15 protein-coding genes are annotated in these 13119 nt (G+C 42.2%); 10 read left to right on the forward strand and 5 right to left on the reverse strand.

The genetic code is table 11. The features are described from left to right. The first annotated feature begins 8 nt into the window (after nt 1-8). Entirely contained in the window at nt 9-1376 is a 1368-nt protein-coding gene (locus tag NAF01_RS05000; protein WP_197204923.1) for a YjiH family protein, read from the forward strand. Nucleotides 1377-1512: 136 nt separating this feature from the next. Then, nucleotides 1513-2838: a polysaccharide biosynthesis protein gene (locus tag NAF01_RS05005; RefSeq protein WP_197247345.1), complete on the forward strand. Its 1326-nt coding sequence runs from the start codon at nt 1513-1515 to the stop codon at nt 2836-2838. A 35-nt stretch (nt 2839-2873) separates the two neighbouring features. On the opposite strand, the gene NAF01_RS05010 is transcribed toward NAF01_RS05005, so the two are convergent. Then, complete coding sequence (locus NAF01_RS05010) at nt 2874-3548, reverse strand: TrkA C-terminal domain-containing protein (RefSeq protein WP_197214364.1); 675 nt, start codon at nt 3546-3548, stop codon at nt 2874-2876. Nucleotides 3549-3605: 57 nt separating this feature from the next. After that, nucleotides 3606-3869 carry a hypothetical protein gene (locus NAF01_RS05015; RefSeq protein ID WP_009334955.1) on the reverse strand — a complete coding sequence of 88 codons (264 nt, stop codon included), beginning with the start codon at nt 3867-3869 and terminating at the stop codon, nt 3606-3608. A gap of 200 nt (nt 3870-4069) precedes the next feature. On the opposite strand from NAF01_RS05015, the gene NAF01_RS05020 reads away from it, so the two are divergent. Beyond that, the gene (locus NAF01_RS05020; RefSeq protein WP_250801916.1) at nt 4070-5008 is read left to right on the forward strand and encodes a magnesium transporter CorA family protein; all 939 of its coding nucleotides are present in this window, start codon (nt 4070-4072) and stop codon (nt 5006-5008) included. A 10-nt stretch (nt 5009-5018) separates the two neighbouring features. On the opposite strand, the gene NAF01_RS05025 is transcribed toward NAF01_RS05020, so the two are convergent. Both NAF01_RS05025 and NAF01_RS05030 read right to left on the reverse strand, forming a co-directional pair. Next, a complete protein-coding gene (locus NAF01_RS05025; protein WP_197214366.1) occupies nt 5019-5969 on the reverse strand; it encodes an SDR family NAD(P)-dependent oxidoreductase in 951 nt (316 codons plus the stop codon). Between the two features lie 74 nt (nt 5970-6043). Then, nucleotides 6044-6616, reverse strand: a complete 573-nt coding sequence (locus tag NAF01_RS05030) for a TetR/AcrR family transcriptional regulator (RefSeq protein ID WP_163140120.1) — start codon at nt 6614-6616, stop codon at nt 6044-6046. Nucleotides 6617-6761: 145 nt separating this feature from the next. Between NAF01_RS05030 and NAF01_RS05035 the strand changes: the two genes are divergently transcribed. The 4 genes from NAF01_RS05035 to NAF01_RS05050 all read left to right on the forward strand — a co-directional run bounded on the left by NAF01_RS05035 (nt 6762) and on the right by NAF01_RS05050 (nt 10312). After that, entirely contained in the window at nt 6762-7274 is a 513-nt protein-coding gene (locus NAF01_RS05035; protein WP_009334951.1) for an acyl-CoA thioesterase, read from the forward strand. Nucleotides 7275-7289: 15 nt separating this feature from the next. Beyond that, complete coding sequence (locus NAF01_RS05040) at nt 7290-7895, forward strand: zinc dependent phospholipase C family protein (RefSeq protein ID WP_250801917.1); 606 nt, start codon at nt 7290-7292, stop codon at nt 7893-7895. A gap of 160 nt (nt 7896-8055) precedes the next feature. Next, nucleotides 8056-9831 carry a gamma-glutamyltransferase gene (ggt, locus tag NAF01_RS05045; protein ID WP_250801918.1) on the forward strand — a complete coding sequence of 592 codons (1776 nt, stop codon included), beginning with the start codon at nt 8056-8058 and terminating at the stop codon, nt 9829-9831. Nucleotides 9832-9985: 154 nt separating this feature from the next. After that, a complete protein-coding gene (locus tag NAF01_RS05050) occupies nt 9986-10312 on the forward strand; it encodes an SCP2 sterol-binding domain-containing protein (protein WP_197247357.1) in 327 nt (108 codons plus the stop codon). A 32-nt stretch (nt 10313-10344) separates the two neighbouring features. Here NAF01_RS05050 and NAF01_RS05055 read toward each other — a convergent pair whose 3' ends face one another. Beyond that, complete coding sequence (locus NAF01_RS05055; RefSeq protein ID WP_250801919.1) at nt 10345-10842, reverse strand: GNAT family N-acetyltransferase; 498 nt, start codon at nt 10840-10842, stop codon at nt 10345-10347. 125 nt (nt 10843-10967) lie between these two features. Here NAF01_RS05055 and NAF01_RS05060 point away from each other — a divergent pair, with 125 nt between their 5' ends. From NAF01_RS05060 to cls, 3 genes are all read left to right on the forward strand, one after another. Beyond that, entirely contained in the window at nt 10968-11111 is a 144-nt protein-coding gene (locus tag NAF01_RS05060; protein ID WP_197214369.1) for a hypothetical protein, read from the forward strand. A 100-nt stretch (nt 11112-11211) separates the two neighbouring features. Next, complete coding sequence (locus tag NAF01_RS05065; RefSeq protein ID WP_197214370.1) at nt 11212-11385, forward strand: hypothetical protein; 174 nt, start codon at nt 11212-11214, stop codon at nt 11383-11385. Nucleotides 11386-11547: 162 nt separating this feature from the next. Continuing rightward, a complete protein-coding gene (gene cls / locus NAF01_RS05070) occupies nt 11548-13059 on the forward strand; it encodes a cardiolipin synthase (protein WP_250801920.1) in 1512 nt (503 codons plus the stop codon). Nucleotides 13060-13119 lie beyond the last annotated feature (60 nt).

A 13119-nucleotide genomic window follows, 5' to 3' on the forward strand; every position in this document is an offset into this window, starting at 1 on the left:
GTAAGAGCATGAAAGCTGAGACAAGGGTTAAGCCGCAAGCCGTCACAGGAGAATATTGGAAATTTATAATTCCATCTTTAATTGGGTCGCTCCTATTCCTGGTTCCTGTTAAATTTCAAGGTGACGTAACGATTGGTGTTGGTATTTTAGCCTCTCTTTTAGGCAAAGCGTTCAGTGAGCAGATGCCTGCCATTATCATTTTTATTTTAGGATTATCTGTTTTTCTTTCCATCCTGGCTAAAACAGCTAAGCCGGCATTTATACTGGATAATAAGTTTTTAAAGGGTTTATTTGATACCGGGAAATTTGGGTTGACCATGAGAGTCCTCGGATTCGCAGTGGGAATCATGACTTTCTTTGAAATCGGGCCTGAATTTATCTGGTCGCGGAATACAGGCGGAGTGGTTCTTTACGACCTGGCTCCCGTTCTGCTTACATGGTTCCTGTTCGCAGGCATCCTTCTGCCGCTTTTAGTAGAGTTTGGTTTAATGGAGTTCATAGGGGCGCTTGTCCAGAAATTTATGAGGCCACTTTTCACACTGCCCGGTCGGTCCTCCATCGATTGCCTTGCGTCCTGGATGGGTGCCGGAACAGTCGGTGTATTGGTTACCACGAAGCAATATGATGAAGGTTTTTACACAAAAAGAGAAGCAGCGGTGATTGCCACAACCTTCTCAATTGCATCTGTGGCTTTCAGCCTTGTCGTAGCGAATGTGGTTGGCCTTGGCCATTTATTCATCCCTTTTTACTTAACCGTTTCTGCCGCCTGTGTCGTGGCAGCATTGATTATGCCAAGAATACCGCCATTATCCCGGAAGCCGGATACCTATTATGAGCCAGTAGGACAGCAGATAGATGAAACCATTCCGGAAGGGGTTTCGAAAGTGAAATGGGGATGGGAGCAGGCAATTGATAAAGCAAGGAATGCTCCGGGTCCCAAAAAGCTGTTAACCAATGGCATTGAAACTGTTTTGGATATTTGGATGGGCCTGATACCGCTTGTGATGAGCCTGGGAGCAGCAGCCTTGATCATTGCGGAATACACGCCTGCATTTAAGTTTATTTCTTACCCGCTCATTCCGGTTTTGGAGTTTATGCAATTGCCGGAAGCAGGAGCAGCAGCACAGACTATGCTTGTCGGCTTTGCTGATATGTTCCTTCCAGCTGTTATTGGAAGCGGAATTGAGAGCGAGCTGACAAGATTCGTTGTGGCAGGCTTGTCATTAACACAATTAGTATACATGTCTGAAATCGGGATTCTGATCCTGCGTTCAAACATTCCGCTGAGCTTTATGGATTTATTCGTTATTTTTATCCAAAGAACGATTATTACTTTACCTGTTATTGTACTGATTGCACATGTTTTTGTATTTTAACTGAGAGGGGGGCGGCATATTGCCAGCTCTCCTTTTTTCGTTATATTAATTTTTTTAAAAGTTCCAAAAGGGCAATATATTATCGGAGCATGTCTCATATCTTATATAGAATCTGCATTATATAAGGAGAGGCGCAATGAGTAAATTCTTTAAAGGAGTTATACTGCTTGCACTGGCGGCTTTTGCAAGTGAATGTATAGAGTTTGTGGTGAATATGGTGCTCGCCCGGGAACTGGGGGAGAGGGGACTCGGCATGTACATGTCGATTTTGCCGACTATTTTTTTAATAGTGCTGCTGGCCAGTTTTGAGCTTCCGATCTCTATTTCTAAATTCATTGCCGAAAAAGATAAAAGGTATCATCTAAGCATGCTTCATCATGTCATCAAGCTGACCATTATCTTTACAGCCGTTTTGGTGCCGGCTGCCGCGATTATAATTCCGTTTATCAGTGTCTTTGATGAGTACCACCCGCTCTTGAGATGGGTTGTGATCGGCTTTATCCCCATCGTGTCCTTTTCCTCGATTGCCAGAGGATTCTTCATGGGCAAGCAACAAATGGGAAAAATTGCAGCATCCAATTTTCTGCGCAAATCCGTTCAGCTCCTGCTGCTCGTGGTGCTTTATCAGGCCTTTCAATTTGATGTCAATACAGCGGTCTTTATTGCTTTTTGTACGTTTGTAGGAAGTGAGATTGTTGTTTTTCTATACTTGCTGAATATGTTTATTATTCAGTATCAGCGGATTAAGAAAGAACCATCTGAATATGTCAGCGGAAAAAGTGTGAGGCAGAACCTAATCTCTGTGTCTGTTCCGACAACGGCTTTAAGGGTCTTCCATGCCCTGACACATGCTGTTCAGCCGTTTTTGATTAAGGCGGCGCTCTTAAAAGCAGGGGTTCCGGGCGAAATTGCAACAGCACACTTTGGAATGCTCGCCGGTGTTGCCATGACCATTGGTTTTTTTCCATCCTTTATTGCCCATTCTTTTTTAATTATGCTGATTCCGACAGTCTCCAAAGAGTATGCTGATCATAATCTGGGGGAGCTTCGGAGACTACTTCAGCAGGTGTTCTTTGTCACCTTTTTATACGGGATCCCATCGGTTGTTTTTTTCTATTTCTTTGCACAGCCGCTGACGGAGATGTTTTTTCACTCGACAGATGCAGCCGTGTATTTACAGCTGCTGTGGCCATTCTTTCTACTCCACTTTTTCATAATCCCGATGCAGGCCTATTTAATCGGCCTGGGGCTGATGAAGGATGCTTTCTATCATTCCGTCTGGTCAACCGTTGTTTCATTCTCAGCCATGTTTGTGCTTGGCTCGATGCACAGCCTGCAGATGGACGGAATTATAATGGGCATGAATATGGGAGCTGTTCTCCTGGCGATGATGCATTATGTAACAGTATGCAAAAAGATTGGCCTGACACTCTATCTATCGCCAGTTAAGCAGTTTAACTGAAGCCGCAAAAAAAGCATCTCCACTATGGAGGTGCTTTATTCTTCGTTATCCTCATTAGGACCAAACTTATCTTCAATTGTTTGTTCTTCTCCATATAAAATAATATGGTCGCCTTCCTGCAGTTCCGTAACAAGCCGATCTTTTCTGATTTTTACATCGCCTCTCTGGATAAATAGCACATTAATATCCTCATCCTCGCCGATAATATCCCCCAGCTCTTTACCATTAAATTCACATTTTTCGTCAATGAAATAGTCCAATACATGATCATTATCCTCCGTGAGAAGAGCTTCTCTGATGGGGAGATCACGAAAATCGTAATGTTCTTCGAGCTCATGCTCCAGCTTCTCCGAAAGATAATGCCGCACTTTTGGCATCTTTAAGGTAATAATAACCACGAGCAGGACTGCTGCCACGATCGAGATCTTGGCAGTGAAAAATTCATCTGACAGAATGCTGCTGATTGCCGAAATGATAACTGCCAATGAAAAGGCGCCAAATAAAATTAAAAAAGCTCCGAACCTTCTGCGGATCGGATGATCAATGATGAGTTCCGATTCTCCGGTTGTAAAACCAGTGCCTGTAAGCATGCTGATCACCTGAAATCTTGCAATATGCTTATCAAGTCCTGTATAGGTGAAAATAAGAGTATGAATTTCAATAACTGCTAATACGATTCCCAAATAAATCAGGATGAACAGAACACCCATCTTTCTTCCTCCGAAAATTCAGATTTAAATAAAAAACCTAAGGAGCCAGTCCTTAGGTCATTGCTGAACAGTTTCATTATAGTAATTTACTGAATACATGGCACCTTCATCAACCATTTTATTATCTTCAATATTATGAGGGTCCGGATGACCCAGTTTTTCTGTTGGCACTGTATCGTTTAAAAAACGGTCAGGCAGCATGCCTTTCATTTTAACTGCAAGTGACTGAACTTTATTTCGATTGTTTTTGCTTGCTAATAATAAAATACTTGTAATGCCAACACCGGCTAACAGATATGGATTTAACGGACGAGAATTCATGATTATGCTCCTCCTCAATAATTGGATTTGTATTTCTTGATGTATATTTACCCGGCATAATGAAGTGCAAACATTTAGTCTTAATAAGATTGTTTCCAGCACAAGAAATATTTACTCATTGTGAATGGTTTTATTCAGGTCCTGACAGGGGAATTATGTACTTAGTATAGAAAGGGTAGAATTATAGGAGGAAGATGGGGATGGAAAAAGAATATAGTGAAGATAATTGGACATGGCACCGTTACGATCATTTAAATGAAATTGACTTTAATGACGCTGGCGACTATAAAGAGGCGCTGCAGGTATGGGCCAAAAATACTTCTGAGAACAAAACAAATGTAATGGAAATAGATACTTCCGTCCGCAATAAGGAATTTATCAGCGGCTCTCTCATTTACCAGCAGACAACGAAGGAGCAGCATGAAAATAGTTTGTTTCACTATTTTCTGACTAGAGATTTTCTCCTCACTGTCGACTTTGATTCGACTATCATTCAGTCTGATGAATCACTGCTTTTGAAAAAAATGGATTATACGAACAATGCCATTGACGGCTTTTTTGTGATTTTAGGCGAGATTCTAAGTGATAATATCAAGAAGATTGATAAGTTTGAAGTACGTTTAAATGATCTGTTATGGAAAATAAAAGATAAAAATAATATTAATCGCCTGGAAGAAATATATGAGCTCCGACACCAGATTCTTGTATGGAAAAATATTATGATTCCTGTTAAGGAAATCAGGCTGGGTGTGGAAGAAACCTTTGGTGAAGATGTTACAGAAGGAACTGAATTTAAACGAACCTGCAAGCGAATTGAAAGAGGGTATACGCTGGTTCGTGAGTTTCAGCAGGAAATTGATGACCTTGTGAATTTTGAAGAAATGGTATCCATGCACCGGGGAAACGAAATCGTGAAGACGCTCACTGTCATTACCACTCTTATGACTCCGATTGCAACGTGGGGAGCTCTCTGGGGCATGAACTTTAAGATTATGCCAGAACTCGAGTGGAGGTATGGCTATTTGTTCTCCATTCTTATTATCATTGCATCCACCGCAGCCCTTTATATCATGCTCGTGAAAAAAGGCTGGATGGGTGATATCCTCAGGGGGAAAAAGAAAAATTCATTCTTCAAATAAAGGAATGCCGTCAGAGTGCGGCATTCCTTTTGTTTAATAAATGCTCCAGTGTCCTTTTGATTCCAGTCTCATATGGTGTTTTAGGGAGAGTGCCGATTCTCGCTTCATATTTACTGCCGTCCAAAGTAACAGGTGTCTGGTTCAAATACATCAATTCAGTATATTCCCTCATCATGGGATCGAAAATACCGATGGCACGAATCATCCATTTATGGACAGGTCTGAAGGTAACGCCTCTCTTAAGATGGTTAGAAACAATACTGGCTATTTCTTCTCCGGTTATGGTCCCTGCACCAGGGATATTCCAGACTTCACCGTATGAGTTTTCATTTAATGAAAGCTCGGCTAAAGCTTCTGCTCCATCTTTAATAAAAATGAATTCTCTTGGAATATCGGTTTTGCCGACAAACACGCCTTTATTTTTTTCAATAATCTGGCTGAGAGTATAGTGTAAGAGTGTGTTTCCTGTATGTGGACCGTAAAAGTCAGGGAAGTGGGCAATGATGTATGGCACGCCTGAGTTTTTTATCATCTCAATTAAGGTTTGGCGCAGCTTGCCTTTTTTTGTGTGCGGATTCTTGGGAGAAACTTCGGCAGCAGGGCTGGATTGAAGGCCATAGGAATATATATTATCAGCATAAATAAAAGGCTTATGATGTTTGCGGCATGCGTGCAGGATATTATCTAATATAATTGAGAGTGCGGGATCCCAGTCAGGGTAAGGAATATTGATGGCATGAAAAACTGCATCCGCTTCTGTCACTGCCTTTTCAATATCCTCAGGATTCAGTGCATCGCCTGAATGGATAACCGCATTTGGTCCCCAGTCTTTTTTGAAGTTAAGCAGGTTTTCTTCGGATCTGGCAAAGGCAATAGTTTTTATATTTCTGCGGCATAATGCCTCTGTTAAAGCATAGCCCATTCCGCCTGTTGCTCCTAAAACTGCAGCTGTTTTTATCATTTTTCATCATCCTTTTTATTTTATTAACCACTGTTCAATTAAAGGGAAAAATTAAAGAAATGGATGTCATTTCTTTAATAAATGGCTTTTATCAAAAATTGGGCATGTGAAGAGGCGAGTTCCTTCACTTCTTCAAATGTCGTTTCCGATCTGCAATAATGCGTGACAAAACCATGCAAGCTTAAAAATACAGACCAAATATCCTTTATGGAAAGAGCTTCAGGAGCGAGTGAATTAATCGCTTGCGCAAAATGCAGGTAGCTTTTATTTGGCCCTTCATTCAGATAGCTTTTCACATCATCATCCCGAATTAAAAACATCAGCTCATAATGCTTTTGATGGGTCAAGCCAAATTGGATATAACCGTAAAAAATATTGAAAAGCTTCTGTTCACTGGTATCTGCAGATTTTCTCAGCACACTGTCGAGGACCTGGTCGAGCTTTTGAAAATCGGCTTCAACCATTTCGTAAAATAATTGGGCCTTATTTTTGAAATGATAATAGATGGCACCATGGCTGCACTGAAGGGTGTCCGCAATTTTTCTCATGGATGCTGCGGCATATCCTTCCTGAACAAACAGATCACGTGCTACAGAAATAATTGCTTCTTTTGTTAGTTCATCTTGGGCTGATTTTCTTGGACTCATGGAATCACCTTTCATTATTGAACACTGGTCAATAAGATTATATGATAAAGAGGATATTTTTGGCAATACTTTTTTAATATCTATCCAAATTATTTTTATTAGCCATCAGCATTTGATATGCTTTATTAAAACAGGAGGGAACAACATGAATGAAACAAAAACTTGCAGAGAATCTTTTACAGTAAAAACAAGCATCGTGCTTCCGCCGGACACGAATACATATGGAACATTATTCGGCGGCAAGCTAATGGCTTATATTGATGATGTGGCAGCCATCGCGGCGATGAGGCATGGAAGAAGAAATGTCGTAACCGCATCTACAGACTCTGTTGATTTTCTTCATCCGGTTTATGAAGGCAATTCAGTCTGCCTGGAGGCGTTTGTGACCTATACAGGCCGGACTTCGATGGAGATTTTCGTAAAAGTAATTGCAGAAGACCTGCTGACAGGCGATCGAAATGTGTGTGCGATGTCCTTTTTGACAATGGTTGCGGTTGACGAGAATGGAAAGCCGACTCCGGTGCCGGCGGTTGTGCCTGAGACAGATGAAGAAAAGAGCTTATATGAATCAGCAAAAGAACGTGCGGAAATTCGCAAAAAGCGGAGAAAGGACAGTGAAGCCAGGGCAAAGACATACGGTACAGGTCTGCCCTGGTAAATAAGGGGGAGAAGAATGGGATCCAGAGTGATGCATAGCATAATCAACAATGAAATTGCTTCCAGAATGAAAATAGAGAACAAAGCAGCATTTTTACTTGGAGGAATAGCGCCTGACGCTGTTTCTCCCAAAGATACTTCCCATTTTTACAAAGGGAATACGGATGATTACACGCGAAGAATAGATTATAAGAGTTTCCTTGATAAATACAGGAGCAAAAGTCATTCACCTTACATCCTCGGCTATTACACCCACTTAATTGCAGACCATGTCTGGCTGACAGGCTTCTATCTTCCCTGGCTGAAAAACAGAATGGAAAAAGATGAGGAAGTCTTTACCCGCTATCATAATGATTTTCGCCTATGTAATGCAAAGCTGTCTGAACATTACGGCCAAGTTAGATTTGAGATGAAAAATGTAAATGTTCCAAATTTAGATGAGGTTTCTGCCGATCAAGTCAGTGCTTTCATACCTTATGTTTTAAAAGACTTTGAATATGATAAAAGCGATGCTGAAAAGCCCCTTGAAGTGTTTACATTCCAACAGATCATCGGCTACGTGGAAGCATCCGTGGAGCTGGGGGCTGCCGAGTTAAAGAAACTTTCAATTGTAAAAAACTGACTCCTTATATCTTCCTATCCTGCAAGGATAATTGAACCTTTTTACACACCATCATCTAGTAAAATAGACTTAAATTTCAGAATATTAACTCTTATTTCTTGATTATCCTTTTCCTTCCTCTTAAGTTAGACGTGTAGAACCTAACTGAAGGAGGAAGATTATGAGAAGAGTTTTGAAAGCTAGTATTCTCATGCTTTTAAGTATCTTACTGGTTGCCGGAACCATGCCGTTGACCGGGCAGGCGAAAAAGCCGAAGCATGATGATGGCTATGGCGGATATAGCCAGGTTGATGTAGGCAGGGACGGAATGGTGGCTTCAGCTCATCCGCTTGCCTCAAAAATTGGGGCAGATGTTTTGAAAAAGGGCGGTAATGCCATCGATGCGGCTGTCGCGGTCCAGTTTGCCCTCAATGTAGTGGAACCGATGATGTCCGGAATTGGCGGCGGGGGCTTCATGATGGTCTATGATGGCAAAACGAAAGAAACCACCATCATTAACAGCCGCGAACGTGCCCCGGCCGGAGCCTCGCCGGATATGTTTCTGGATGAAAACGGGAAGCCGATTCCATTTGCTGAGCGTTCAACAGGCGGTACGGCTGTGGGTGTGCCCGGAACATTGAAAGGATTGGAAACAGCTCTTGAAAAATGGGGAACCCGTTCTATGCAGCAGCTGATCGGTCCTTCGATTAAGCTGGCAGATAAAGGCTTTCCGATTGATTCTGTATTAGCCGATGCGATTGCCGATAATCAGGACAAGCTTGACAGAACGGCTGCCGGCAAAGTGTTTTTGCCTAAGGGGGAACCTCTTGAAGAAGGGGACCGTCTAGTCCAGAAAGATCTTGCCAAAACGCTTAAAATGATTCGTTCTGGCGGAACTGACGCGTTTTATAACGGGAAAATAGCAGACGCTCTTGCAGGTGTGGTGCAGGAATACGGAGGATCAATGACACCGGAAGATCTGGCAAAGTATGAAGTAACCATTGACGAGCCTATTTGGGGGGATTACCAGGGGTATGAAATTGCCAGCATGCCGCCTCCAAGCTCTGGAGGAGTATTTTTGCTGCAGATGCTGAAAATTCTGGATGATTTCAATCTATCCCAATATGATTTGAAATCCTGGGAAAAATATCACCTGCTTGCTGAAACCATGCATCTTGCTTATGCAGACCGCGCAGTATATGCAGGGGATCCGGAGTTTGTAAATGTCCCGGTCAATGGGCTCCTTCACCCGGATTATATTAAGGAGCGCCAGGAACTGATCAGCCTGGATAAAGTCAACAAAAATCCTGAAGCGGGAGATCCTTGGAAATATGAGAACAGTGAAGCCAATTATGAAGCGGCTGAACAGCCGAATGACCGCCAATATGGTGAGACTACCCATTTCTCCGTAACGGACAGATGGGGAAATGTTGTATCTTATACGACAACCATTGAACAGGTATTCGGAACAGGAATCATGGTTCCAGGCTACGGGCTGATGCTGAATAATGAGCTAACAGATTTTGATGCCGTGCCAGGCGGGGCAAATGAAGTCCAGCCGAACAAGCGGCCTTTAAGCTCGATGACACCGACGATTGTCTTTGAAGATGGAGAGCCTATTCTGACAGTTGGTTCACCAGGCGGCCCAACGATTATTACATCAGTACTGCAGACAATCCTTTATGCCATTGAATATGACATGGAGCTAAAAGCAGCAGTTGAGGAACCGCGGATTTATACCAATAACCTGAATTCCTACCGCTTTGAAGAAGGCATTCCGTCAGAAGTTATTAACAGGCTAAACGGAATGGGGCATAATTTTGGTCCAAGTGCGACCACAATTGGAAACGTACAAAGTATTTTGATTGACCGTGATAAAGGTATTTTCAAAGGTGTAGCAGACTCCAGCCGTAATGGAGCTGCCATTGGCGTTGATTTGAAAGGGAAAAGAAAATAGAGTTTATGAGAATAGCACCTTGCTGATAAGGTGCTATTCTTTTGGTAAAAAAATGAATACAAATTCATTTTTTTAGCAGGGATTCATCTATATTTGTTGAAATAGAACGGGTCAGGCAAAAAGGTATTTTGGATAATAGAAGGGGGAATATGCCATGACGGTTAAAAATGAATTATATCAGCTGGCGGATAAAATAAACGCTGATCCCATACATATCAAAGATGAAAAAAATCGGGTATTTCAAGTGGACCTGGAGGAAAGCGGTCCTATTCAAATTTTCTTAAAGGATGGAAAAGTCATAGTGGAAGAGGGTGCTCCACACCAATCAGAAGTAACGCTGAAATTGTCAGAAAAAAACTTTTCTAAGCTATTAAAAGGCGATTTAAACACAACCATAGCATTTATGACAGGCAGTCTTAAGGTGGATGGGAAAATGGGCCTTGCCCTCAAATTACAGGAAATAGTGAATAACTATCAATGATAAAAAGGCAGCCATCATAGAGGATGCTGCCTTTAAAAATACAATGCCATCAGGTCTTCATCATAGTAATTGCCATCTATCTTCAATGCATGCCTCTCCTTGCCGTAAACCTCAAAGCCGAAATAAGCATAGAGCTTTTTAGCAGGAGTATTTTCAGACATGACGGCCAAGTGGATTTGTTCAACCCCGTCCCAGGATCGTGCCTTTTCTACAGCCTTGCTGACAAGGCTCTTGCCGACACCATTCTTTCGGGCGGGCTCTGTCACGTACATTGCATATATATTCGAGCGGTGCTTCATTTTTAACCCTGTATCTCTTACTAAACTGACAACACCTATAAGCTTTCCGTTTTCAAATGCGCCGTAGTGAAAAGAGTTTTCTGCCATAAATCTTTCTCCATACACTTCAGGAGGCCGGCTGGCTTCCTCTTCATAGCTTGAACCAAAAGCTTCCGGGTTCTTTTTTAATCCTTCTAACCTAATCTCTTTGTACATTTCACCATCATCCTGGCGCAGCAGTCTGATTTCCATCAGGGTCACTCCTTTATTTTTTCTTACCCCTTAAATTCTCTTTACCATTACAAAATCCTTTAGCAAAAATTGTTTTTCTTTGCTTTGATAAGGGAACAGGATAAAAAAGTACAGGAGGGATCAGTATGGCACAGGATAACAACAAGGACTTAAAAGAGATTGTAAAAGGGCAGGATTCCCGGCAGCAGCAAGAACAGTCATTAAAAGATCAGGAGCGTAAGCCGGATCAGCAAAACCGATTAAAGGACCAGGAGAATATGAGGAAGTAATTTTGAGAGGGAGCTATGAAGAATAGCTCTCTTTTTTTAGGCCGAATTGTAAGCAATGGTTTCCGCATATGGAATATACATATATAAAGGGGGAAGCAGAATGGGAGTGCTGTTTGGTTTAATTATTGCGACTCTGGTTTTCGCCTATTGCATTGACCGGAGAAGGAAGAAGATAAACAATACAATGCAAAAAGGGATCAGCCCAAGTGAAAAACCGGGGGAGAGCTCGAATTATACGATGGGTGATAATCATTATACCGGAGGGGGACAATAGCTATGGAGTTTTGCGATATCAGCAAGGCTCTTCTTTTTTTCCGGATCATGCTTTCTTATCCGGAAAATGGGAAAAGATAATGTTGCCTGGTTTCTAAAGCGCATCAAAAAGGGTATAAGGAAAACATACATATTGTAACCTTTTTTAGGAGAAGTGGCCCCTATGAAAAAAAGAAGAGTGGAATCTTTATTTGTATTTATCCTGATTGCATCTGTTTATACGATATTATTCACGGATGCCGGTCAGCCAATCAAAATCGGTGCTGCCCTTCTTTATGCAGCTGTTATAGTTATCAGCGCTATTTCCTTGATGCTCGAAAATCGCAGCCCTAATCAGACATTGCTTTGGATGTATGTGCTGGTATTTTTTCCGGTTGCCGGTTATTTGTTTTATTTGTTCTCCGGGCAGCTTTATTTGAAAGGCTATTTATTTAAAAGCAAAAGAAGCCGGGACAGGGATGAATGGAAAAGGCTGATGAAAAGGGAAGACACGCCTGATATATCATTTCTGCAGGACAGCCAGCACTGCTTTGCTAAATTCGCCAATAATGTGGCGTTGACCCCTCTGAGCACCAATTCAAGGGCGAAAATACTTAAAAATGGGGAAGAGACATTCAATGAAATCAAGAAAAAGCTGCGTGAAGCAGAAGAGTTTATCCATATGGAATATTATATTTTCCGGTCTGACAGGCTTGGCAAGGAAATCATCAATATCCTGATCGACAAAGCCAGGCAGGGAGTGGAAGTGCTGTTTATTTTTGATGCGGCAGGCAGCATGGGGATTACACTGGAGGATTTGCAGTCCATGGAGGATGCAGGGATTAAGGTAAAGCCATTTTCTCCGCTGAAGTACGGTTTTTTTAATCAGAAATTCAACTTCAGAAACCATCGCAAAATTGTTGTTATAGATGGAAAAGTCGGCTTTGTGGGCGGACTGAATGTGGGAGTTGAATATCTGGGAGAAAATGAAAAGATTGGATTCTGGCGTGATACGCATATGCTCCTTAAGGGGGAGGCAGTGTATACATTGCATACGGTTTTTCTCCTGGATTGGGAATATGTCAGCAAGGAAGATGTGCTGGAGGAATACCGGGATGTAAAGTATCCGATTGATGATGATGTGCTTGATGGTGCGGTGCAGGTGGTGGCCAGCGGTCCCGACACACAGCAGGGAATTATGAGTGATCTATATTATTCAATGATATCCTGTGCGACCAGATCCATTTGGATTGCCACACCCTATTTTGTCCCTGATGAATCGATTCGCACCGCATTGAGGGTGGCGGCGGCTAAAGGAGTGGAAGTGCGCATCCTTGTTCCGGAGATCAATGACAGTTTCCTGACGCAATACGCAAGCCGGTCCTACTTTGCGGAGCTTCTGCGATATGGCGTCGAAATTTATTCTTATAAAAAAGGCTTTCTCCATCAGAAGATTATTATCGTGGACGGAATCCTCGCTTCCATAGGAACGGCGAACATGGATATGCGCAGCTTCCACTTGAACTTTGAAGTAAATGTCTTTTTATACGGCACAAGCTCCATCCGCGATCTTGTCGCCCATTATGAAGAGGATCTGGAGGAAAGTGTGAAATTAAGTCCCGTCCAATATTATAAACGGGGATTGGCGGAAAGATCGAAGGAATCCTTCGCCCGGCTGTTTTCGGGGGTGTTGTGAAAAAGTGCCATAGGTGTGGCGCTTTTTTTGTGTGGAGGGGTACTGTTTTTTTAATCTGCA

Source organism: Cytobacillus firmus, assembly GCF_023657595.1.
GTDB lineage: Bacteria > Bacillota > Bacilli > Bacillales > Cytobacillaceae > Cytobacillus > Cytobacillus firmus_B.

What these genes read in the sequence shown, in the direction of transcription:
- NAF01_RS05000 (WP_197204923.1), top strand. Translation starts at nt 9, where the DNA reads ATGAAAGCTGAGACAAGGGTTAAGCCGCAAGCCGTCACAGGAGAATAT.
- NAF01_RS05005 (WP_197247345.1), top strand. Translation starts at nt 1,513, where the DNA reads ATGAGTAAATTCTTTAAAGGAGTTATACTGCTTGCACTGGCGGCTTTT.
- NAF01_RS05010 (WP_197214364.1), bottom strand. Translation starts at nt 3,548, where the DNA reads ATGGGTGTTCTGTTCATCCTGATTTATTTGGGAATCGTATTAGCAGTT.
- NAF01_RS05015 (WP_009334955.1), bottom strand. Translation starts at nt 3,869, where the DNA reads ATGAATTCTCGTCCGTTAAATCCATATCTGTTAGCCGGTGTTGGCATT.
- NAF01_RS05020 (WP_250801916.1), top strand. Translation starts at nt 4,070, where the DNA reads ATGGAAAAAGAATATAGTGAAGATAATTGGACATGGCACCGTTACGAT.
- NAF01_RS05025 (WP_197214366.1), bottom strand. Translation starts at nt 5,969, where the DNA reads ATGATAAAAACAGCTGCAGTTTTAGGAGCAACAGGCGGAATGGGCTAT.
- NAF01_RS05030 (WP_163140120.1), bottom strand. Translation starts at nt 6,616, where the DNA reads ATGAGTCCAAGAAAATCAGCCCAAGATGAACTAACAAAAGAAGCAATT.
- NAF01_RS05035 (WP_009334951.1), top strand. Translation starts at nt 6,762, where the DNA reads ATGAATGAAACAAAAACTTGCAGAGAATCTTTTACAGTAAAAACAAGC.
- NAF01_RS05040 (WP_250801917.1), top strand. Translation starts at nt 7,290, where the DNA reads ATGGGATCCAGAGTGATGCATAGCATAATCAACAATGAAATTGCTTCC.
- ggt (WP_250801918.1), top strand. Translation starts at nt 8,056, where the DNA reads ATGAGAAGAGTTTTGAAAGCTAGTATTCTCATGCTTTTAAGTATCTTA.
- NAF01_RS05050 (WP_197247357.1), top strand. Translation starts at nt 9,986, where the DNA reads ATGACGGTTAAAAATGAATTATATCAGCTGGCGGATAAAATAAACGCT.
- NAF01_RS05055 (WP_250801919.1), bottom strand. Translation starts at nt 10,842, where the DNA reads ATGGAAATCAGACTGCTGCGCCAGGATGATGGTGAAATGTACAAAGAG.
- NAF01_RS05060 (WP_197214369.1), top strand. Translation starts at nt 10,968, where the DNA reads ATGGCACAGGATAACAACAAGGACTTAAAAGAGATTGTAAAAGGGCAG.
- NAF01_RS05065 (WP_197214370.1), top strand. Translation starts at nt 11,212, where the DNA reads ATGGGAGTGCTGTTTGGTTTAATTATTGCGACTCTGGTTTTCGCCTAT.
- cls (WP_250801920.1), top strand. Translation starts at nt 11,548, where the DNA reads ATGAAAAAAAGAAGAGTGGAATCTTTATTTGTATTTATCCTGATTGCA.